The organism is Enterobacter sp. UPMP2052 (genome assembly GCF_053709675.1).
In genome coordinates this window covers 1,031,569-1,053,394 of record NZ_JBSKJR010000001.1, presented here as the reverse complement: position 1 = coordinate 1,053,394, position 21,826 = coordinate 1,031,569, and the positions used below count along the sequence as shown (strand labels likewise).

The window sequence follows — 21,826 nt, the reverse complement described above, 5'->3', positions numbered from 1 at the left end:
TGTTATCGGAGCAGGAGAAATGTCATGAGTAAACTGTTGGATCGCTTCCGTTACTTCAAAACAAAAGGCGACAGTTTCGCCGATGGTCACGGTCAGGTGTATCACACCAACCGCGACTGGGAGGACAGCTATCGCCAGCGCTGGCAGTTCGATAAAATCGTGCGATCCACCCACGGCGTGAACTGTACCGGCTCCTGTAGCTGGAAGATTTACGTCAAAAACGGCCTGGTGACCTGGGAGACGCAGCAAACCGACTACCCCCGCACCCGCCCCGACCTGCCTAACCATGAGCCGCGCGGCTGCCCGCGTGGCGCAAGCTACTCCTGGTACCTTTACAGCGCTAACCGCCTGAAGTATCCGCTGGTGCGCCGCAAACTGATTGAGCTGTGGCGCGAGGCGCTCGCCCAGCATATCGACCCGGTGCTCGCCTGGGATGCCATCCAGAGCGATCCGCAGAAAGCGCAGAGCTACCGCCAGGCGCGCGGACGCGGCGGGTTTATCCGCTCGAACTGGAAAGAGCTGAACCAGCTGATTGCCGCCGCCAACGTCTGGACCATCAAAAACTACGGCCCCGACCGCGTGGCGGGCTTCTCGCCGATCCCGGCGATGTCGATGGTCTCTTACGCGGCGGGGACGCGCTACCTCTCCCTGCTGGGCGGCACCTGCCTGAGTTTTTATGACTGGTACTGCGATTTACCGCCCGCCTCGCCGATGACCTGGGGCGAGCAGACCGACGTGCCGGAATCCGCCGACTGGTACAACTCCAGCTACATCATCGCCTGGGGCTCCAACGTGCCGCAGACGCGCACCCCGGATGCCCACTTCTTTACCGAAGTGCGCTACAAGGGCACTAAAACCGTTGCCATCACGCCGGACTTCTCCGAGGTGGCGAAGCTCAGCGATCAGTGGCTGGCCCCGAAACAGGGCACCGACAGTGCGCTCGCCATGGCGATGGGCCACGTGATCCTCAAAGAGTTTCACCTCGATAACCCGAGCGACTACTTCCTCAACTACTGCCGTCGCTACACCGATATGCCAATGCTGGTGCTGCTTGACGAGCAGGCAGATGGCCGCGTGGTGCCGGGCAGAATGCTTCGCGCCTCCGACCTGGCCGACGGCCTGGGTGAAGCCAATAACCCCGAGTGGAAAACCATCGCCTTTGACGCCACCGGGGATCTGGTTGTGCCGAACGGATCGATCGGTTTCCGCTGGGGTGAAAAAGGCAAATGGAACCTTGAGTCGCTGTCTGCCGGTCAGGAGACCGAGCTGACGCTCTCTCTGCTCGACAGCCACGACAGCATTGCGGACGTAGCCTTCCCCTATTTCGGCGGCAATGAAAACCCGCACTTTCGCAGCGTGAAGCAGGAGCCGGTGCTCTTGCGCCGCGTGCCGAGCAAAACCCTGACGCTTGCTGACGGCAGCCAGAAACGCGTCGTCAGCGTGTACGATCTGGTGCTGGCGAACTATGGCCTCGATCGCGGTCTTGAGGACAGCAACGCGGCGGTAAATTATGCCGACATCAAAGCTTATACCCCGGCATGGGGCGAGCAAATTACCGGCGTGCCCGCCTGGCTGATTGAAAAAATCGCCCGCGAGTTTGCCGACACGGCGCACAAAACTCACGGACGCTCGATGATCATCCTTGGGGCCGGTGTGAACCACTGGTACCACATGGACATGAACTACCGCGGGATGATCAACATGCTGGTCTTCTGCGGCTGCGTCGGGCAGAGCGGCGGCGGCTGGTCGCACTATGTCGGCCAGGAAAAACTGCGGCCGCAGACCGGCTGGCTCCCCCTCGCCTTCGCGCTGGACTGGAACCGCCCGCCGCGCCAGATGAACAGCACCTCGTTCTTCTACAACCATGCCAGCCAGTGGCGTTACGAAAAGCTGACCGCGCAGGAGTTGCTCTCGCCGCTGGCGGACGCCACCAAATTCACCGGCCACCTGATTGACTTCAACGTCCGCGCCGAACGCATGGGCTGGCTCCCGTCGTCGCCGCAGCTGAACCTCAACCCGCTACACATCAAGGCCCGCGCCGACGCGGCCGGAATGACGCCGCAGGAGTATACCGTTCAGGGGCTGAAATCGGGCGACGTCCGCCTTGCCTGCGAACAGCCCGACAACGGCAAAAACCATCCGCGTAACCTGTTCGTCTGGCGCTCGAACCTCCTCGGCTCGTCCGGTAAGGGCCACGAGTACATGCTCAAGTACCTGCTGGGTACCGAAAGCGGCATTCAGGGGGAAGATTTAGGTTCAACCGACGACGTGAAGCCGGAAGAGGTAGAGTGGCAAACCGCTGCCATCGAAGGGAAGCTGGATCTGCTGGTCACGCTCGATTTCCGTATGTCCAGCACCTGCCTCTTCTCCGATATCGTCCTGCCGACCGCCACCTGGTATGAAAAAGACGATATGAATACCTCGGATATGCATCCGTTTATTCACCCGCTCTCCGCCGCCGTTGACCCTGCCTGGGAATCACGCAGCGACTGGGAGATCTACAAAGGCATTGCCAAAGTGTTCTCGGAGGTCTGCGTCGGCCATCTGGGCACCGAAACTGACGTGGTGTTGCAGCCTTTGCAGCACGACTCCCCCGCCGAGCTGTCGCAGCCGTTTGATATTCAGGACTGGCGCAAGGGTGAATGCGATCTGATCCCGGGTAAAACCGCGCCGGGCATCGCCGTTGTCGAACGTAACTATCCGGAAACCTACGAGCGCTTTACCGCCCTCGGTCCGCTACTGGATAAACTCGGCAACGGCGGGAAAGGCATCTCGTGGAATACCCAGAAGGAGGTCGAATTCCTTGGCAAGCTCAACTACGTCAAGCTCGACGGCCCGGCCAAAGGCCGCCCACGTATTGAAACGGCAATTGACGCCTCGGAAGTGATCCTCGCCCTCGCCCCGGAAACTAACGGTCAGGTGGCGGTGAAAGCCTGGGAAGCGCTCGGGGAGATGACCGGACGCGACCACACCCATCTGGCATTGAACAAAGAAGACGAGAAGATTCGCTTCCGCGATATTCAGGCCCAGCCGCGCAAAATCATCTCCAGTCCAACCTGGTCCGGGCTTGAGAGCGAACACGTCTCCTATAACGCCGGGTACACCAACGTTCACGAGCTGATCCCATGGCGGACCCTGTCTGGCCGTCAACAGCTGTATCAGGACCATGTCTGGATGCGCGCCTTTGGTGAAAGCCTGGTGGCCTATCGCCCGCCGATAGACACCCGCAGCGTCACCCACATGCGCGAGATCCCGCCGAACGGCTTCCCGGAGAAAGCGCTGAACTTCCTGACGCCGCACCAGAAATGGGGCATTCACTCCACCTACAGTGAAAACCTGCTGATGCAGACGCTGTCTCGCGGTGGCCCGATTGTCTGGATAAGCGAAACCGACGCCCGTGAACTGGGCATTGAGGATAACGACTGGATCGAAGCCTTCAACGCCAACGGCGCATTAACCGCCCGAGCGGTGGTCAGCCAGCGCGTGCCGCCGGGCATGACCATGATGTACCACGCCCAGGAGCGCATCCTGAACATTCCAGGCTCTGAAGTGACCGGGCGGCGCGGCGGGATCCACAACTCGGTGACGCGCATCTGTCCTAAACCGACGCACATGATTGGCGGATACGCGCAGCTGGCCTACGGCTTTAACTATTACGGAACCGTTGGCTCCAACCGCGACGAGTTCATCATGATCCGCAAAATGAAAAACATTAACTGGCTGGACGGCGAAGGTCGGGATCAGGTTCAGGAGGCGAAAAAATGAAAATACGCTCACAGGTTGGAATGGTACTGAATCTCGATAAGTGCATCGGCTGTCACACCTGCTCGGTCACCTGCAAAAACGTCTGGACCGGGCGCGAAGGGATGGAATATGCGTGGTTTAACAACGTTGAAACCAAACCGGGTATTGGCTATCCGAAAAACTGGGAAGATCAGGACGAGTGGCAAGGCGGCTGGATCCGCGGCATTCACGGCAAGTTGACCCCGCGCCTCGGCAGCAAGCTTGGCGTCCTGTCGAAAATCTTTTCGAACCCGGTCATGCCGCAGATTGATGATTATTATGAACCGTTCACTTTTGATTATCAGGATCTGCACCGCGCGCCGGAGGGCGATCACCTCCCTACTGCCCGCCCGCGCTCGCTTATCGACGGCAAGCGAATGGATAAAATCGTCTGGGGGCCAAACTGGGAAGAATTGCTCGGCGGCGAGTTCGAGAAGCGCGCCCGCGACCGCAACTTCCAGAAGATCCAGAAAGAGATGTACGGCCAGTTTGAAAACACCTTCATGATGTACCTCCCGCGCCTGTGCGAGCACTGCCTGAACCCAAGCTGTGCGGCCACCTGCCCAAGCGGCGCGATCTACAAACGTGAGGAAGACGGGATTGTCCTGATCGACCAGGACAAATGCCGCGGCTGGCGTCTGTGCATCAGCGGCTGCCCGTACAAGAAAATCTACTTCAACTGGAAAAGCGGTAAGTCCGAGAAATGCATCTTCTGCTATCCGCGCATTGAGTCCGGCCAGCCAACGGTCTGTTCGGAAACCTGCGTGGGACGAATCCGCTATCTTGGCGTGCTACTGTACGACGCGGATCGGATTGAAGAAGCGGCCAGCACCGAGCACGAAACCGATCTGTACGAGCGTCAGTGCGACGTCTTCCTTGACCCGCACGACCCGGCAATCATTGAAGAAGCGCTGAAACAGGGTATTCCTCAAAACACAATCGACGCCGCGCAGCGTTCGCCGGTCTACAAACTGGCGATGGACTGGAAGCTGGCCCTGCCGCTGCACCCGGAATACCGTACCCTGCCGATGGTCTGGTACGTTCCGCCGCTGTCGCCTATTCAGTCTTATGCCGATGCGGGCGGTCTGCCGCAAAGCGACGGCGTTCTGCCGGCGGTGGAAAGCCTGCGCATTCCGGTGCAGTACCTGGCAAACATGCTGAGCGCCGGTGACCCGGCTCCCGTGCTGCGCGCCCTGAAGCGCATGATGGCGATGCGTCACTACAAACGCTCCCAGACCGTGGAAGGCGTGACCGATACCCGCGCCATTGAAGAGGTGGGGCTGACCGAAGCGCAGGTTGAGGAGATGTACCGCTATCTGGCCATTGCCAACTACGAAGACCGCTTCGTGATCCCGACCAGCCACCGCGAAATGGCGCGTGACGCCTTCCCGGAGAAAAACGGCTGCGGATTTACCTTTGGCGACGGCTGCCACGGCTCCGACACCAAATTCAATCTCTTCAACAGCAGCCGCATTGATGCCATCAACATCACCGAGGTGCGCGAACACGGGGAGGGAGAATAATGCAGATCCTGAAAATCATCGCGCTACTGATTGAGTATCCCGATGAGGTGCTGTGGGAAAGCCGCGAGGAGGCGCTTTCCCTTATCGAACAGGATGCCCCCGCGCTGCTGCCGTTTGCCCGGCAGCACCTTGGGGCTGCTCTGCTGGATAAACAGGCCGAGTGGTGCGAGGTGTTTGAGCGGGGTCGCGCCACCTCGCTGCTGCTGTTCGAACATGTGCACGCCGAGTCCCGCGATCGCGGGCAGGCGATGGTCGATCTGATGGGCCAGTATGAGAAAGCCGGGCTTGAGCTGGACTGCCGCGAGCTGCCGGACTATCTGCCGCTCTATCTGGAGTATCTCAGCATTGTCAGCGACGCGGAGGCGCGCGAAGGGTTGCAAAACGTCGCGCCGATCCTGGCGCTGATTGGCGGACGCCTGAAGCAGCGCGGCGTGGCGCATTATCAGCTTTTTGATGCGCTACTGCGTTTTGCCGACAGTCGTCTCTCCAGCGACAGCGTGGCGCAGCAGGTTTCCGGTGAAAAAAGGGATGATACCCGCCAGGCGCTGGACGCCGTCTGGGAAGAGGAACAGGTGAAGTTTATCGAGGACAACGCCACATCGTGCGACAGTTCGCCGATGCAGCAATATCAACGACGCTTTAGCCAGGACGTTGCACCGCAGTATGTGGACGTCGGCGCCGGAGGCCCAAAATGACGCACTACCTCAACGTGTTTTTCTATGACATTTACCCCTACATCTGCGCCACCGTCTTTTTCATTGGCAGCTGGTTGCGCTACGACTACGGACAGTACACCTGGCGCGCCTCGTCGAGCCAGCTGCTCAGCAAGCGCGGCATGAACTGGGCGTCGAACCTGTTTCACATCGGGATCCTCGGGATTTTCTTCGGGCATCTGTTCGGGATGTTAACCCCGCACTGGATGTACGCCTGGTTTTTGCCCGTGGCCGTTAAGCAGCAGCTGGCGATGATCGCCGGGGGGATTTGCGGCGTTCTGACGCTGATCGGCGGCTCCATGCTGCTGGTCCGCCGGCTGTTTAACCAGCGCGTGCGCGCCACCTCGACCACGCCGGATATCATTATCATGAGTATCCTGTTGATTCAGTGCATTCTCGGGCTGACGACGATTCCGTTCTCGGCGCAGTATCCAGACGGCAGCGAGATGATGAAACTGGTGGGATGGGCGCAGGGAATTGTAACCTTCAAAGGCGGATCGTCGGAAATGCTGAGCGGCGTAGCGCCCATTTTCCGCATCCACCTCGTGCTGGGCATGACCATCTTCCTGATCTTCCCATTCACCCGTCTGGTACACGTCTGGAGCGCGCCATTCGAGTATTTCACCCGTCGCTACCAGGTGGTGCGCTCGCGCCGCTAATCGGTGTTTTTCCCCCTCTCCCTGTGGGAGAGGGCCGGGGTGAGGGCATTAGCCCGCACAGGAATATTTTGCCGGGTGGCGGCTACGCCTTACCCGGCCTACTTCCCCGCCGTTCCGGGCTATTTTCCTGCCTGCGGATGCGTATCAAACCCCGCCATCACCGCAGTCAATTCTGCTAGCGTAAAGCCGTGCTTCGGATCGTCAACCCCGAGACCAAACCGCGATTGCATCAGTTGATAAAGCGCCTGCGCGTCCGGCAAATGGATCTGCTCCTCCACATGGCCGTTGTGCCAGTGCGTGAAGTTAAAATTAGTCAGCGTCAGCTTGCCGCCGTCCGGGAGATGGCGACACATCAACAGATGATGACGGAAGTGCGACTGCGGCCAGTGCGCGGACCAGAAGTTACCCATCACGTAATCGTTAAAGTACTGCGTCGCCAGGTCAAAGTGGTACATCGATTGCCAGTGATCATGATGGCGGAACTGCAGCACCCAGTCGTTACCTTCGCTTAGCAGGCGGTACAGGCCGTGCGGCGTACTCTGCTCCTCGTTGGCGAGTAAGCGTATGGGCGCCGTGAGCGTTTGTCCGCCAAACCCGACATCCGCTATCCAGCGTTCGCCGTTCAGTTCGACCAGCAGTAAACGGTGGGTGCGCGGCGGCATCTGCGGCGGATTCGCCAGCACCACCCGTCCCAGCACGCTGCGCACCGTAAACCCCACTTCGCGCAATACGCGCTCGAACAGGCCATTTTGCTCAAAGCAGTAACCGCCGCGGCGCGCGGTGACCAGCTTGTCGACCAGGCTTTGATCGTCAAGATGGATCTCACGCGGCAATACCACATCGATATTCTCAAACGGGATCGCGCAGTTGTGGTGTAAATGCAGCGCACGAAGGGTGTCGATATCAACCTGCGCGGGCTGTTGCCAGCCCGTGCGGGCAAAATAAGCACTCAGAAATGGGGACATGGTTGGCTTCCTTGATGTGATATTCCTTGTTTATAAACTATTTTACCCGCCCCATATGCGCAAATGTGCTTTTTAGCGCTGCTTAGCGCGCTGCATAATACCCAGCGCGCTAAGCATCAGGAGAAGCCCCGTCACCAGCGTCAGCGTCGCCATTGCCATGCCTTGCCCTACGGAGCCTTGCTCGAACTGCCGCCAGATAAACACCGAGACCGTCTGTGTGCCCGCCGGGGCAAGCAACAGTGATGTCACCAGCTCACGCGAGGCAATCGCAAACACCATCAGCATCGCCGCCAGCAGCGCGGGAGAGACGAGCGGCATCACGATATAGCGCAGTGCCTGAAACGCCGAGGCTCCGTGAACCCGCGCCGCAGGCTCCAGACTTCCGCCCAATTGACGCAGCGCGCTGCCAACGTAGCGCACGGGCCACGGCAGCAACAGGCAGCAATACGACAGCATCAAAATCACCCAGCTGTTATACGGCGAGACTGGCCAAAAGGACCGGTTCCAGAGCAGAATCAAACCGACGCCCACGACAATGCCGGGCAGCGCGGCGGGCATCAGCGAGAGCGCGTCAAGTATCGCGCGCCCTTTTATCTTTTGCATTACCACCAGCCACGATGCCAACAGCCCCAGCAGCCCGGTAATGCACGCCGTCCCGAGCGCCAGCGACAGGCTGGTTCCCAGCGCCGACAAAGCCTCTCCCTGCTGGCTGAACAGTGCCGCATAATGTGACGTTGTCACATTATCAAGCGTCACACCTCCAGATAATGTACCGAGCACGCCGGAGAGCGCCATCGATGCGCCGGGTAACAGCACCGCGACCGCACTCACCACCATCATCAGCACAACCATCGGCAGCGTGTAGAGACCGGCGTTTGCCCCGCTGTTTTCGGTCGGCTTGCCAGTAATGCTGGTGACATCATGATGGCCGGTCAGTTTTTTCTGCATCGCCCAGGCGCCAAGGGCAATAGCCACAAGCACCACCGAGAGCATCGCCGCCCCGGACAGATCCACCGGCCAGTCGGCCAGCTTCTTCTCGATATCGGTGGTTAACATCAGCACGCCCGCTCGCGCCCCCAGCGCCGCCGGAACGCCAAACTCCTCAATTGCGAGGGTAAACGCCAGCAGCATTCCTGCCGCCAGCGACGGGGAGAGCATTGGCAGCGTGATGTGCCAGAACGCCCTGCCCGCGCTTGCGCCGTGCACCCGGGCAACCTGCGCCAGCCGCTGACCGCTCGCCAGCAGGCTACGCGAAACGGCGAAATAGACTACCGGGAAAATATTCAGCGCCATCACCAGCACGATCCCGGTTTTGCTGAACAGCAGATCGTTGAGGTTTATCCCGGTCAGCTGTTGCAGATACCCGTTGGTTTGCAGCACCAGCATCCATGAGAGCGCCGCGATATAGGGCGGCGTCAAAAACGGGATCAGGAAAAGCAGATCCCACAGACGCGGCCACGGCAGGTTGAACATCCCCCGCGCCACGCCCAGCGGAAAGCCGATCAGCGCGCTGACCAGCGCAACGCCTAACCCGACCTGCAGCGTTCCGCCCAACATGCGGGGCAACTGCGGCTCTGCCAGCAGCGCCTGTACCCCGCTAAACGCGCCGCTGAAATTGCCAGCGCTGAACTGAGGAAATATCGCCTGCAAGGCGATGAACAACAGCGGAGACGCCACGAGGACAACCAGCAGCGTCAGCGTCATGGCCGATAACATTCGTTGATTCACAGGAGCTTCCTGAAGACGGGGTTGCCCCCGTCACTTGCATTACAGAGAGAACAGCGTCGTAAAGCGCTTGAGGATGTCGCTGCGCGAGCCCGAGGACTCGCTTTTCGTGGGCAGCACCGTCAGCTCGTTCAATAGCGGACGTTTCGCCTTGACGTCTTCGCGCGCGGGCATCAGCCACGCATCGGCGACCATCGCCTGGCCTTCCGGGGAGAGGACGTAATCGACAAAAGCCTTAGCCTCGTCGGCGTGCCGGGTCGATTTAAGGATCATCATCGGACGCGGCGCAATCACTGTGCCGCTGGCCGGGAAGATCACCTTAAGCGACTCCCCCTGGCTGATGTTGCCATAGGAGACATAATCCACCGCACCAAACACCGCCGCTTTTGCCCCCTGCATCACGGGCGTTACCGCCTGCGCGTTCGGGCCGCTGACTACCATGCCGTTCTTTTTCAGCGCATCGAACAGCGCCCAGGCATTGTCGCCCATGCCGTTTTGTAGCCCGATCAGCAAATCCAGCGACGCGCCGGAGAGCGCCGGGTCCGGGGTGGTGACCTTGTCCCTGAAGGCGTCGGTGGTGAGATCCCGCCACTCCTTCGGCTCCGGCGTACCGCTTTTAGTATTCCAGACAATCCCTAACGCCGAGACGCCCTGCGCCACGTAATCCGCCGATTTCAGATCCGCCGGAACGTGTTGCGCATTGACGCTTTGATAAGGCAGCAGCCAGCCGCGGTCGTGGAGGTCTTCCGCCGTGTCCCAGGAGGCGGAGATCAGGATATCCGCCTGCGGGTTGGCCTGCTCTGCCTCCAGGCGCGCCATGACTTTTCCGGTGGTCGCCTGGAAGATATCGACTTTCACCCCGGTTTTCTGTTCAAACCCGTTAGCCAGATTTTTCGCGAGGGAACCCGGCCCCGCGGTGTAGACCGTCAGCGCATGGGCGCTGGAAAACGTGACAGTAGATAGCGCCATTGCGAGCAGGACTCCTTTTTTCACAGACATGGTGGCTTTCATGCAAACTCCCCTGAGGTTGAAATCAAACGATCGGCAGCCACGCTGCCAGCAGATAGATGCACGATGCGATCGGCGAGAATTTCAGCCTCCCGGCGGTCGTGAGTGACATACACGGCGGTGGTCCCGAGCTGGCGCAGCAGCGTGGCCATCTCCTGACACAACGATCCACGCAGTTCGCTGTCGAGGTTAGAGAGCGGCTCGTCAAAGAGCAGGACGCGAGGTTCAGCGACTATCGCCCGGGCCAGCGCCACGCGCTGCTGCTGCCCGCCCGATAGCCCGGCAGGTTTGCGGTCAGCAAAGGCCGCTAACCCGACGCGGGAGAGCGCCTGCGCGACGCGATCCTCACGTTCCTGACGCGGGACATGGCGCATTTTTAACGGGAACGCGACGTTCTGCGCCACCGACATGTGCGGCCACAGGGCATAGTCCTGGAAGACCATGCCGATATCCCGCGCCTCGGGCGGCAGCGACCAGCCCGCTTTCGCAACCTGACGATCGCCAAAATGGATGTCACCGCCGGCAGGCTGGGTTAATCCCGCCAGCAGCCGGAGTAACGTGCTTTTTCCGCAGCCTGATGGCCCCAGTAGCGCAACGACGCTGCCGGCCTCGATATGCAGATCGATTTGATTCAAAACGGTGTGCGCGCCAAACGCGTACGAGACGCGGTTGAGCGTGATGGAGGTGAGCATAGTGTGATCCTCTTTGGGATTTACTGCCCGCCACTGTAGGGTGCGAGTATGACGAACGCATGACGGTAGCGTTGCGGCTTGATTTCGACCGCCTTTCAGTCGTTTAATGCCGGAAAGCCTGCGCAGAGGAAATCCCATGAGCCCGTTTCGCCCCGTCGAGTTAACACACGCCAGCCGCCTGCTGAACCACGGTCCTACCGTACTGATTACCAGCCGCGATGAAACCATTGACCGCCGCAACGTTATGGCCGCCGCCTGGTCGATGCCTGTCGAATTTGATCCGCCCCGCATCGCGATTGTTGTCGACAAAAGCGCCTGGTCACGGGAGCTGATTGAGCGCAGCGGGACATTCGGCATCGTCATTCCGGGCGTGGCGGCCGCCAACTGGACCTGGGCCGTGGGCAGCGTCAGCGGACGCGACGAAGACAAGTTCAACTGCTACGGCATTCCGGTCATCAACGGCCCGGTGCTGGGCCTGCCGGTAATAGAAGAAAAATGCCTGGCGTGGATGGAGTGCCGGTTATTGCCCGCCACCGCCGCAGCCGAGAAATATGACACGCTGTTCGGCGAGGTGGTATCCGCTGCAGCGGATGCACGCGCCTTTGTCGCCGGGCGCTGGCAATTTGACGGGGATAAGCTGAATACCCTGCATCATCTGGGGGCCGGAACCTTCGTGGCGAGCGGTAAAATGGTGAAGGCACCGGAGTGAGCGCGTGGAATATATCAGCCTGAAATATAATGATTTTCTATGGCATTTTATGTTTACCGACAGAGTTTAAAACAGAGGATATTTCCGGGGCTGTTGTTATAACAGCTTCTCAATAAGGAAATATCGATGTCATGGAATAAAGATGGCGCAATCTCATATGCGAAATCACATGTCCAATCTAAGAGCACGCTCATTACAGGACAAAGTGACCGAACCATCCAGCCCCATTACGAACTCTTCAGGCATGACTAATGAAAACAGGCTTACTTTTTCTTTTCCTGTTGTCCCCGTTGTCTTTCGCAGAGACTCTCTACGAACCCGACGTGACGGCGCTCAAATTTAATCAGTGGTACATCGCGCAGATGAACCTGAATAACTCACCCGTCCTTGATCCAGATAGTCTGCATGATTACGTTGCGTCCGGGACTATTGCAGCCATTAAAGAATTGTATTCAGGAGACAGTAACGAAAAAGACATGCCCGATGCGGATATGTTCCTTAAATCGCAGGACTGGGATGAGGACTGGGATCAGATAAAGGTCCTGTATTCTGATTTTGATGCTGTGTGCACAAACGTGTATGTCGCATTTGGCAAGAAACAGGATCACGTTGTCGCAGATTGTCTCGTTCAGGAAAATGGGAAATGGAAAGTCCGATCGGCAACCCTGATCAAGTAATACGATGCGTCGAACCCATCCTGGCAATAAAAACGCATGGTAGCCTCAAGGCTACCATGCAATGATCTAACTCTTCGCACGCCGTGCAATGATTTCATCCGCTACATTTCGCGGCGCTTCGGCGAAATGGTCGAATTCCATCGTATAGGTCGCGCGTCCCTGGGACATCGAACGCAGCGTGGTGGCGTAGCCGAACATCTCTGCCAGCGGCACATCAGCACGAATGATCTGGCTGCCGTACTGCTCGGCCATTCCCTGCACCATACCGCGACGAGACGAGAGATCGCCCATGATGTTTCCGGCGTACTCTTCCGGCGTTTCCACCTCGACATGCATCACCGGCTCAAGAATAGCCGGGTCCGCCCTGCGAGCGCCCTCTTTGAACCCGAGGATCGCCGCCATGCGGAACGCCATCTCCGAGGAGTCCACGTCATGATACGAACCAAACGTCAGGGTCGCCTTCACATCGACAACCGGATAACCGGCCAGCACGCCGCTGTTCATGGCTTCACGCAGCCCTTTCTCAACCGAAGGGATATACTCACGCGGCACCACGCCGCCCTTGGTGGCATCTTCAAAGGTGAAACCACTTCCGGGTTCAGACGGCTCAAGGCTCAGCACAACGTGGCCGTACTGCCCTTTCCCGCCGGACTGCCGGACAAACTTACCTTCAATATCCTTCACCGCTTTACGCAGAGTCTCACGGTAGGTGACCTGCGGACGCCCGATGTTGGCTTCTACGCCAAACTCGCGCTTCATGCGGTCGACAATGATCTCCAGATGCAGCTCGCCCATGCCGGAAATAATCGTCTGCCCGGACTCTTCGTCCGTGTGCAGGCGGAACGAGGGATCTTCCGCAGCCAGGCGCTGCAGCGCCAGCCCCATTTTTTCCTGATCGGCCTTGGTCTTCGGCTCGATCGCCAGCGAAATCACCGGGTCCGGGAACTCCATCCGCTCAAGGGTGATCACCGCATCGGGATCGGTCAGAGTGTCACCCGTGGTGACATCTTTCAGCCCCACGCAGGCGGCAATATCCCCGGTACGCAGTTCGTCCACTTCATGACGGTCGTTGGCATGCATCAGCACAATACGCCCGATGCGCTCTTTTTTACCTTTAACCGGGTTATACACCGCGTCGCCTTTTCTCAGCACGCCGGAGTAAACGCGTATAAAGGTCAGCTGGCCCACGTACGGGTCACTCATCAGCTTGAATGCCAGCGCTGAGAACGGTTCTTCATCGCTCGGATGACGCTCGGCGTGCTGCCCTTTTTCATCAATACCATCGATGGCGGGCACGTCCAGCGGAGACGGCATCAGTTCGATCACCGCGTCCAGCATGCGCTGCACCCCTTTATTTTTAAAGGCGCTGCCGCACAGCATCGGCTGGATTTCACCGGCAATCGTCCGGATACGCAGCCCCTGGATAATGTCAGCTTCGTCCAGATCGCCCGTTTCGAGGTACTTATCCATCAGCGCGTCGTTCGCTTCCGCCGCCGCAGAGACCATGTTATCCCGCCACGTCTGCGCGGTGCTGAGCAGATCGTCAGGAACGGGCGCGTAGCTAAACGCCATCCCCTGGGTGGCATCGTCCCACACGATGGTACGCATCTTGATGAGATCGACCACGCCGCTGAAATGCTCCTCGGCACCCACCGGAATAACGATCGGCACCGGGTTGGCCTTCAGGCGCTCCTGCATCATTCGCACCACGCGGAAGAAATCGGCTCCCGGGCGATCCATCTTATTGACGAACGCCAGGCGCGGAACGTGATATTTGTTGGCCTGACGCCAGACGGTTTCCGACTGCGGCTGCACGCCGCCCACCGAGTCATACACCATCACCGCGCCGTCGAGCACGCGCATGGAACGCTCAACCTCAATGGTGAAGTCAACGTGCCCGGGGGTGTCGATGATGTTGATCCGGTGCGGTTCAAACCCACGGTCCATACCCGGCCAGAAGCAGCTCACGGCTGCGGAGGTAATAGTTATCCCGCGCTCCTGCTCCTGCGCCATCCAGTCGGTTGTTGCCGCGCCATCGTGTACTTCGCCCAGCTTGTGGCTCATCCCGGTGTAAAACAGGATGCGCTCGGTAGTGGTCGTTTTGCCGGCATCGATATGCGCGGAGATACCGATGTTGCGATAACGTTCGAGAGGGATGGGTCGGGGCATGATAAATCCTTAGTCATTAAGACATTTATGAGACGACCAGGATGGTCGTGGGTAACGTCGTTTGTTATAATAGTCCTATTGTACGAGTATTATCGAACTATTTTTTAACGGTTCACCTATTGTTCATATAGCTCAATCTGACATCAGATGCAGGAAAACGATGATCCCAAACCACCCGGAACCTGAACAAATACAGCTGGAAAATGTGCTCTTCGCCCTTGGCAATCCGCTACGTCTGGCGATCGTTCGCCGCCTCGCCGACGGCAGCGAACTGAGCTGTAACGCGCTGCGTCCGGCGGATGTGGTGAAATCCACCATGACCCACCACTGGCGCGTATTACGCGATAGCGGCGTTATCTGGCAGCGGGCACAGGGACGAGAAAATATGATTTCACTGCGACGAGAGGATCTTGACGCCCGTTTTCCAGGGCTGATGGCGATATTGCTGAAGAAAAACTGACGTTATTATTTTATCAGCAATGTCGAAAGCCAAAACAGACGTTTTGCAGAACTACCGTGTGGGGAAATTACGTTGCCAAATGAGTCAGGCTTTACTGTCGTTGCTGATCATCTGGCAGGTGCGGGCGTTTAGAGTCGCTGCGTTGATTTAAATAACGTGCTGCAGTGCGGGCAAACAAGTTGGGCACCTTTTTGAACTCGACTAAAGCTGTGTTCAGAATCTTTTGAACAATTTGGGCATGGGCATTTAACTAAATAATTACGACGAGCTAGCGTGTTTTTACGTCCAGACATAGGCATCTCCTGATTTAAGGGACTGCCACCATACACGTTTACGCCACCCGTTGCTTGCTTTTATTTTCCAGTGACTTGCCGTTTCGGACAAACCGGACGAGAGGGTTAATGAATATTGCCGGGCGGGATCCCGCCACTGCCCGGCAGAATAATTACATCGAGTAGCCCGGTTTCTTAATCAGTTCATCCATCTTCGGGCCAATCTCGGTATCCCAGACCTGCGCCTTCCAGTCATCCTGCTGCACCTGATTAAGCGCAACCGATATGGAGCCGTCTTTGCTGTTCAGATGGCGAATAATCACGTCGGCAATATCCGCTGCCAGCGCGGTTTTTTGCTCGTCATTTAGCTCGCGGGGAAAACATTTAATATCAACGTGTGGCATGGGCTGACTTCCTGTTGTGAGTGAGATTCCACGTTATCAGATAATTTCGTTAGCCTTTAACACCTTGTGCAGTTCAGGACGCTGACACATCGCGTCGGCAATGGCCGTAATCTTTGGCGTATTGGCTGCAAACCAGTCATGACGCGGCCCCCAGGTGCGCATTACCACAATATAGGCGTCAATTAGGGTCATCTGCTCGCCAAAGGCATAGGGCGTGGCTTTCAGGTGATTATCCAGCCACGCGTACAGCGTTTTGCGGTACGCGATACAATTGTCCTTCAGCTGTTCAGGAGCGTCCGGTGCCCAGCGTTCAGGATAATCGGCAAAGGTAAAAGTGGGATAGACATTGGCGACCAGCCAGATCAGCAGTCGCTGAAACTGCGGGCGATCGGCGTGCCCGACGGGTGGCGCAAGATCGGGGCATTTGTCGAGCACCATCAGCGCTATCGCCGCCGTTTCGGTCAGGATCGTACCATTTTCCAGCTCCAGCGTCGGGACCTGGCACAGCGGGTTACGCTTTTGCAGCAGGTCGCGCTGCGGGCCGGGCCGATCGAATCCGTCCACGTTGATCAACTGGTAGGGAATGTCGGCCAGCGTCAGCATGATTTCACCGATCGCCGACCCCCAGCCGGGTACACCATAAAGCGTGATCATGTTGCCCCCTCAGGGTTCAAAACCCTAAGTGTAGAGCATGCTCAGTAGGTTATCCCTGGCGGATTGACCTGTGAATGGTCCACCGCTTCGCCCTCCTCACCCCAGCGTGCCAGCACCTTCTGATATTCCCCTCGCGTAATTGCCCCATCCAGCGCGGCCTGCAGGGCATATACCAGCCCGTTGCCTTTTTTGGTGGTGGTGGCGACGTAGGCTTTTTTGGGCCCCAGACCCACAACGCGGGTTTTACCCGTTAGCGCCGCTTTATAGGCCGAGACGGACTGCGGCCCGAAGAAAACGTCCGCCCTGCCGGACTGAATATAGAGATTGGCCGAGGCGTCATCCGTCAGATAAAGCGGCAGGGCTGGTGCGCGTCCGGCTCGCCTGTTCTCGTCGTTCCAGCCGAGCAGAATGCGTTCCTGATTGGTGCCGGAGCCAACGATCACTTTCTTGCCCGACAAATCCCTTGCGCCTTTGATAGACTGAATGCTGCTGGTGGATTTCACCGAAAAGGCCAGGGAATCGACGCGGTAGGTCGCAAAATCAAACTTCTCTTTGCGCTGCTCGGTCACCGCAATGTTCACCAGCGCCACGTCATAGCGCCCGGAGACAATCCCGAGCGGCCAGTCCTCCCATGCCGTCGGCACCAGTTTGAGTTTCAACCCCAGGCTTCCCGCCAGCAGCCGGGCGATGTCCGGGTCGCTGCCGATGCGCGTGCGGTTATCGCTGGCAAGCAGCGCCAGCGGTGGCGAGTTAAGTGCCGAAATGGCGACGGTAAGCGTGCCGGGTTCAACAAAAGAATACGTTGCCGGGATCTTCGCCACCGCCTGCGGGTCAACCGCCACCGGCAGCGGTTGCTGGTTGGCATTCAAGTCAATGCTGGCATCGGCCACCGTGGTGAAAATCAGCCCCAGCAGAAGTCCATATTTCATTCGCTCTCCTTACAACACTTTTGACAGGAACTGGCGGGTGCGCGGGTGCGACGGATGGTTTAACACCTCGTCGCTGCTGCCTTGCTCCACAATTTTACCGTCGACCATAAACACCACCTGATCCGCCACTTCACGGGCAAACCCGATCTCGTGCGTCACCACCACCAGCGTCGTGCCGGAGCGGGCGAGCTTTTTGATCACGTCCAGCACCTCACCCACCAGCTCCGGATCGAGCGCGGACGTTGGTTCATCAAACAGCATCACCCGAGGGCGCAACGCCAGCGCGCGCGCGATGGCGATCCGCTGCTGTTGCCCGCCGGAGAGATGGCGTGACCAGGCATCGGCCTTGTCGCGCAGCCCCACCACGTCCAGCAGGCTGTATGCGCTGTCGATAGCCTCTTTGCGGCTGAGTTTTTTGTGCGCGATGGGCGCTTCAATCAGGTTTTCCAGCACCGTGAGGTGCGGGAAAAGATTAAAGTTCTGGAACACATACCCCACGTTGACGCGCTGTTTCAGGATCGCGTTCTCCTTCAGCTCGTAGAGTTTGTCGCCCTGACGACGATAGCCAACGTACTCCCCGTCTATCTGAATAAAGCCTTCATCGACGCGCTCCAGGTGGTTAATGGTGCGCAGCAGCGTCGATTTGCCCGAACCGGACGGCCCCAGGATCACCGTGACGGAACCAGGCGGGATCTCAAGCGAGACGTTATCCAGTGCCTTATGGCGGCCAAAGAATTTGCTGACGCCGGTGATGGAAATATGTCCTTCAGGAGAGGCTTGCATGGACGGGCTCCTGTGCTGGGGTATTGACGGAACGGGTACGGCGGGATGCGCGGTGATGATTTACGGCGGAGCGGCGTTCGCTGCGGGCAAGCCCGCGTTCCACGACATGCTGGATCGCTGACAGGACGGTGGTTATCACCAGATACCAGACGGCCCCGACCATCAGCAGCGGAATGACCTCCTGCGTGCGGTTGTAGATCATCTGAATGGTGTAGAACAACTCCGGCATTGCCAGGACGTATACCATTGCTGTGCCTTTGGCGAGACTGATGATCTCGTTAAAGCCGGACGGCAGTATGGTGCGCAGCGCCTGCGGCAGGATAATGCGCACGGTGCGCCGCCAGGCCGGGAGGCCGAGCGCGGCGGCGGCTTCATACTGACCGTGATCGACCCCGAGGAAGCCTCCGCGAACGATCTCGGCGGTATAGGCGCTCTGCACCAGCGTCAGCCCCACCACGGCGGTAGAAAACTGCCCCAGCACGTTGATGGTCTCAAAGCGCCCCCAGAGAATATCGGTAAACGGCACGCCCAGCGAAAGGGTGTCGTACAGATAGGAGAAGTTATAGAGAATAATCAGCACCACGATCAGCGGAAGCGAACGAAACAGCCAGATGTAGGCCCACGCCAGGCTGCTCAACAGCCAGCTGGAAGAGAGTCTCGCCAGCGCCAACATCCCGCCGAGGAATACGCTCAGCACGGTGCCAATGAGCGTCAACAGCAGCGTCTGGCCGACGCCCTCCAGAATAACCGGATCGAAGAACCAGCGGGCGAAGACCGCCCACTCCCAGCGCGGGTTAAAGGCCACGGACTGGATCACCACGGCCAGGATAAACAGCGCGGCCACCGCGCCAACGGTGCGCAGCGGATAGCGCGCCGGGACCACTTTAATGGTTTCAACGTTGTTCATCGTCGTTCCTCATGCGGATTTGCTGAGCGCTTCGCGGATCAGCGTTTTGGTGAAACGCAGCCGGCCATCGAACGGCGGCTGGCTGTACTCTTCCGGATCGCGGTGAAGATCGAACTGCGGCTGATATCCCTGGCTAAGATACAGCCGTACCGCTTCCGGCTGGCGAAAACCGGTGGTGAGGTAAATCTGACTGTAGCCCGCCAGTGCCGCCCGCCGCTCCAGCTCCTGCACCACCCGGCCCGCCAGCCCCTGCTGGCGCAGCGTTTTGTCGGTCCAGATGCGCTTGATCTCCGCGGTGCGTTCATCAAAGGGTTTGTAGGCCCCGGTAGCGATAATTTTCCCGTCGCGTTCCAACACGATAAACAGCCCCTGCGGTGCGAGATACCATTCGGTCAATTCCACCTCAGCGTCTTTAGAAAAGTAGTCCCCATATCGGGCAGCGTATTCGCCGAATAACCCCTCGATGATGGGCTGAAGTTCGGCGTCTTCCGGCGATACATCACGAAATTGCTCGCGCATAATCCCCCCTTAATCGCCCAGACCTGCCGGGTTAACTTCAGAATTCGGGATACGCTCAACGCCTTCCCCCCAACGGTTGAGGACTTTGTCATAATCACCGTTTTTAATCACGCCGTTTAGCGCAGTCTGCACCGGCTCAACCAGGCCGCTGCCTTTTTTCAGCGTTACCGCGATGTGCGCCGCCTTCGGCCAGCCGCCGTCGACGCTGCCGACCAGCCGGGTTTTGCCGCTCAATGCCGCTTTCCACGCGCCAATAACGTTTGGGCCAAACCAGGCGTCCGCGCGCCCGGATTGCAGCGCCAGGGTTTGCGCAGCATCGTCTTTGGTGTAGACCGGGGTGAACGGCTTAAGCCCTTTTTTCAGGTTTTCAGCATTCCACGCCAGCAGGATGGCTTCCTGATTGGTGCCGGAGCCAACGATGATGCGCAGACCGGCGATATCTTCCGCCTTCTCAAGCGTTTTTATCGGGCTGGTCGATTTCACGTAGAAGCCCAGGGAATCCTTGCGGTAGGTGGCAAAATCAAACTTCTCTTTACGCGCTTTGGTGACGGTAATATTGCTAATAGCCGCGTCATATTTCCCGGACGCCACGCCGAGCGGCCAGTCCTCCCAGGAGGTCGGCACCACGTTCAGCTCAAGCCCCAGGCTATCCGCCACCAGACGAGCAATATCCACCTCGCTGCCAAGCAGCGTTTTGTTATCGTCGGCAAACACCGTCAGCGGCGGCTGGTTCAGCCCTGCCACGGCGACGGTAAATTTTCCAGGGACGGCAAAGTGATAGTCTTTCGGCAGCTGCGCCACCGCCGCGCTGTTTTTAGCGGTGTTAATCGGCGTTTTGTTGGCTTCCAGGCTTACGCCGGTGCCATTGATAGTGACATTCTCAGCCCAGACTGCAGGAGTAATGGCCAGCGCAAGCGCCAGAATAAGCAATGTTTTCTGCATAGCGGCGTTCTCTTATTGTTGTGTGAACTGATTTGTGGGTTCGGCTAAACCCAGACTGTCGCGCAGCGTGGTGCCGGGGTAGTCAGTACGAAACAGGCCGCGAGTCTGTAATACCGGCACGACATGGTCAACAAAGCGCGGGAAGGTGTCCGGCGTGCCGCCCTGAATGATAAAACCGTCGGCTGCATGGCCCTCGAACCACGCCTGAAGGCCATCCGCCACCTGTTCCGGCGTGCCGGAAAAGCGCGGGCGCGGGGATGCTGCTTCCAGCGCTACCTGACGCAACGTTAACTGGCGCTCAGCGGCATTGCGCTTGATCTCATCGGTGGTGCTGCGAAAGCTGTTTTTACCTAAATCGCCCACGTCCGGGAACGGCGCGTCCAGGGGATACTGGCTAAAATCGTGGTGTTCAAAGTAGCGTCCAAGGTAATTCAGCGCGTCGGTAATGGACACCAGCGCCGCCGTGGTTTGATACTGATTTTCCACGTCTTCGGCATCTTTGCCGACAATCACGCTGACGCCCTGGAAAATATGTAAATCCGACGCGCGACGACCGTTATTTTCCAGTTGTTGCTTCACGTCGCGATAAAATGCTTGCGCGTCGTCTAGCGTTTCGTGGTGGGTAAATATGGCATCAGCGTGTTTCGCTGCCAGCTTTTTACCGTCATCCGACGCGCCCGCCTGAAATATAATCGGGCGTCCTTGCGGCGTGCGGCCAATATTCAGCGGTCCGGCAACCTTAAAGAAATCACCGTGATGATCGAGAGTATGCAGTTTATCCGGGTCAAAAAAGCGTCCGCTCGCTTTATCTCGGATAAAGGCATCGCCTTCCCAGGAGTCCCATAACCCTTTTACCACGTCGAGATATTCATCAGCGATGCGATAGCGCAACGCGTGTTCCGGGTGTTTCTCACGAGAGAAGTTTTTGGCCGAGCCTTCCAGCGGAGAGGTCACTACGTTCCAGCCCGCGCGGCCATGGCTCAGATGATCGAGGCTGGCAAACTGGCGCGCCACGGTAAACGGCTCGCTGTAGGAGGTTGACAAGGTGCCCACTAATCCCAGTCGGGAAGTAAGACTTGCCAGCGCCGATAATACCGTCAGCGGTTCAAAGCGATTTAAAAAGTGCGGAATGGATTTCTCGTTAATATAAAGTCCGTCGGCGACAAAAAGAAAATCCAGTTTGCCCTCTTCCGCTTTTAGCGCCGTCTCTTTAACAAAATCAAAATTAATGCTGGCATCGGCGACGGCCGCCGGATGTCGCCATGCAGACATATTCCCTGATGCGCCGTGCAAAATAGTGCCCAGCCGCAGCTGACGAGTTGCAGACATATTC

The 21,826-nt window shown here is 58.3% G+C and carries 19 protein-coding genes and 1 pseudogene; 7 read left to right on the top strand and 13 right to left on the bottom strand.

Features of this window, described 5'->3' with window-relative positions; translation table 11 throughout:
* Positions 1 to 24: 24 nt before the first annotated feature.
* From ACWKX3_RS04825 to narI, 4 genes are read left to right on the top strand one after another with little or no spacing between them, the layout of a single operon-like run.
* The gene (locus ACWKX3_RS04825) at positions 25 to 3,765 is read left to right on the top strand and encodes a nitrate reductase subunit alpha (protein ID WP_454541364.1); all 3,741 of its coding nucleotides are present in this window, start codon (positions 25 to 27) and stop codon (positions 3,763 to 3,765) included.
* Entirely contained in the window at positions 3,762 to 5,306 is a 1,545-nt protein-coding gene (gene narH, locus ACWKX3_RS04820) for a nitrate reductase subunit beta (protein ID WP_006175398.1), read from the top strand. The genes ACWKX3_RS04825 and narH overlap by 4 nt, the downstream gene beginning before the upstream one ends.
* Positions 5,306 to 6,001 carry a nitrate reductase molybdenum cofactor assembly chaperone gene (narW, locus tag ACWKX3_RS04815; RefSeq protein ID WP_006175399.1) on the top strand — a complete coding sequence of 232 codons (696 nt, stop codon included), beginning with the start codon at positions 5,306 to 5,308 and terminating at the stop codon, positions 5,999 to 6,001. The genes narH and narW overlap by 1 nt, the downstream gene beginning before the upstream one ends.
* Positions 5,998 to 6,678 (top strand): respiratory nitrate reductase subunit gamma, encoded by a 681-nt coding sequence (gene narI / locus ACWKX3_RS04810; RefSeq protein ID WP_006175400.1) that lies wholly within the window; start codon positions 5,998 to 6,000, stop codon positions 6,676 to 6,678. The genes narW and narI overlap by 4 nt, the downstream gene beginning before the upstream one ends.
* Positions 6,679 to 6,797: 119 nt before the next feature.
* Here narI and nhoA read toward each other — a convergent pair whose 3' ends face one another.
* The 4 genes from nhoA to ACWKX3_RS04790 all read right to left on the bottom strand — a co-directional run bounded on the left by nhoA (position 6,798) and on the right by ACWKX3_RS04790 (position 11,068).
* On the bottom strand, positions 6,798 to 7,643 hold the full coding sequence (gene nhoA, locus ACWKX3_RS04805; protein ID WP_137273158.1) for an N-hydroxyarylamine O-acetyltransferase: 846 nt from the start codon (positions 7,641 to 7,643) through the stop codon (positions 6,798 to 6,800).
* A gap of 72 nt (positions 7,644 to 7,715) precedes the next feature.
* Positions 7,716 to 9,371, bottom strand: a complete 1,656-nt coding sequence (locus ACWKX3_RS04800; RefSeq protein WP_454541363.1) for an ABC transporter permease — start codon at positions 9,369 to 9,371, stop codon at positions 7,716 to 7,718.
* Between the two features lie 39 nt (positions 9,372 to 9,410).
* Positions 9,411 to 10,379, bottom strand: a complete 969-nt coding sequence (locus tag ACWKX3_RS04795) for an ABC transporter substrate-binding protein (RefSeq protein WP_137848652.1) — start codon at positions 10,377 to 10,379, stop codon at positions 9,411 to 9,413.
* On the bottom strand, positions 10,376 to 11,068 hold the full coding sequence (locus ACWKX3_RS04790) for an ABC transporter ATP-binding protein (RefSeq protein WP_088209146.1): 693 nt from the start codon (positions 11,066 to 11,068) through the stop codon (positions 10,376 to 10,378). Before ACWKX3_RS04790 ends, ACWKX3_RS04795 begins: the two co-directional genes overlap by 4 nt.
* A 136-nt stretch (positions 11,069 to 11,204) precedes the next feature.
* On the opposite strand from ACWKX3_RS04790, the gene ACWKX3_RS04785 reads away from it, so the two are divergent.
* Together ACWKX3_RS04785 and ACWKX3_RS04780 are read left to right on the top strand one after the other, a co-directional pair.
* Positions 11,205 to 11,777 (top strand): flavin reductase family protein, encoded by a 573-nt coding sequence (locus tag ACWKX3_RS04785; RefSeq protein WP_088209147.1) that lies wholly within the window; start codon positions 11,205 to 11,207, stop codon positions 11,775 to 11,777.
* A 251-nt stretch (positions 11,778 to 12,028) separates the two neighbouring features.
* Positions 12,029 to 12,454, top strand: a complete 426-nt coding sequence (locus ACWKX3_RS04780; RefSeq protein ID WP_454541362.1) for a DUF3828 domain-containing protein — start codon at positions 12,029 to 12,031, stop codon at positions 12,452 to 12,454.
* 66 nt (positions 12,455 to 12,520) lie between these two features.
* Here the strand turns inward: ACWKX3_RS04780 and fusA are convergent, their stop codons facing one another.
* On the bottom strand, positions 12,521 to 14,623 hold the full coding sequence (fusA, locus tag ACWKX3_RS04775) for an elongation factor G (protein ID WP_454541361.1): 2,103 nt from the start codon (positions 14,621 to 14,623) through the stop codon (positions 12,521 to 12,523).
* A 160-nt stretch (positions 14,624 to 14,783) separates the two neighbouring features.
* On the opposite strand from fusA, the gene ACWKX3_RS04770 reads away from it, so the two are divergent.
* Positions 14,784 to 15,083: an ArsR/SmtB family transcription factor gene (locus ACWKX3_RS04770; RefSeq protein WP_006175413.1), complete on the top strand. Its 300-nt coding sequence runs from the start codon at positions 14,784 to 14,786 to the stop codon at positions 15,081 to 15,083.
* A 128-nt stretch (positions 15,084 to 15,211) separates the two neighbouring features.
* On the opposite strand, the gene ACWKX3_RS04765 is transcribed toward ACWKX3_RS04770, so the two are convergent.
* From ACWKX3_RS04765 to ACWKX3_RS04730, 8 genes and pseudogenes are all read right to left on the bottom strand, one after another.
* Positions 15,212 to 15,376, bottom strand: a complete 165-nt coding sequence (locus tag ACWKX3_RS04765; RefSeq protein WP_216647794.1) for a YnfU family zinc-binding protein — start codon at positions 15,374 to 15,376, stop codon at positions 15,212 to 15,214.
* A gap of 152 nt (positions 15,377 to 15,528) precedes the next feature.
* A complete protein-coding gene (pptA, locus tag ACWKX3_RS04760; protein ID WP_006175415.1) occupies positions 15,529 to 15,759 on the bottom strand; it encodes a tautomerase PptA in 231 nt (76 codons plus the stop codon).
* A 36-nt stretch (positions 15,760 to 15,795) separates the two neighbouring features.
* Entirely contained in the window at positions 15,796 to 16,413 is a 618-nt protein-coding gene (locus tag ACWKX3_RS04755) for a glutathione S-transferase family protein (protein WP_400443905.1), read from the bottom strand.
* 41 nt (positions 16,414 to 16,454) lie between these two features.
* The gene (locus ACWKX3_RS04750) at positions 16,455 to 17,342 is read right to left on the bottom strand and encodes a transporter substrate-binding domain-containing protein (protein ID WP_454541360.1); all 888 of its coding nucleotides are present in this window, start codon (positions 17,340 to 17,342) and stop codon (positions 16,455 to 16,457) included.
* A gap of 9 nt (positions 17,343 to 17,351) precedes the next feature.
* Positions 17,352 to 18,125, bottom strand: coding sequence for an amino acid ABC transporter ATP-binding protein (locus tag ACWKX3_RS04745; RefSeq protein WP_006175420.1), 774 nt, complete (start codon positions 18,123 to 18,125; stop codon positions 17,352 to 17,354).
* The gene (locus ACWKX3_RS04740) at positions 18,109 to 19,032 is read right to left on the bottom strand and encodes an amino acid ABC transporter permease (protein ID WP_400443908.1); all 924 of its coding nucleotides are present in this window, start codon (positions 19,030 to 19,032) and stop codon (positions 18,109 to 18,111) included. Before ACWKX3_RS04740 ends, ACWKX3_RS04745 begins: the two co-directional genes overlap by 17 nt.
* A 9-nt stretch (positions 19,033 to 19,041) precedes the next feature.
* A complete protein-coding gene (locus ACWKX3_RS04735) occupies positions 19,042 to 19,551 on the bottom strand; it encodes a GNAT family N-acetyltransferase (RefSeq protein WP_006175422.1) in 510 nt (169 codons plus the stop codon).
* 9 nt (positions 19,552 to 19,560) lie between these two features.
* Positions 19,561 to 21,822 (bottom strand): annotated as a pseudogene (locus tag ACWKX3_RS04730) (NtaA/DmoA family FMN-dependent monooxygenase).
* Between the last annotated feature and the right edge of the window lie 4 nt (positions 21,823 to 21,826).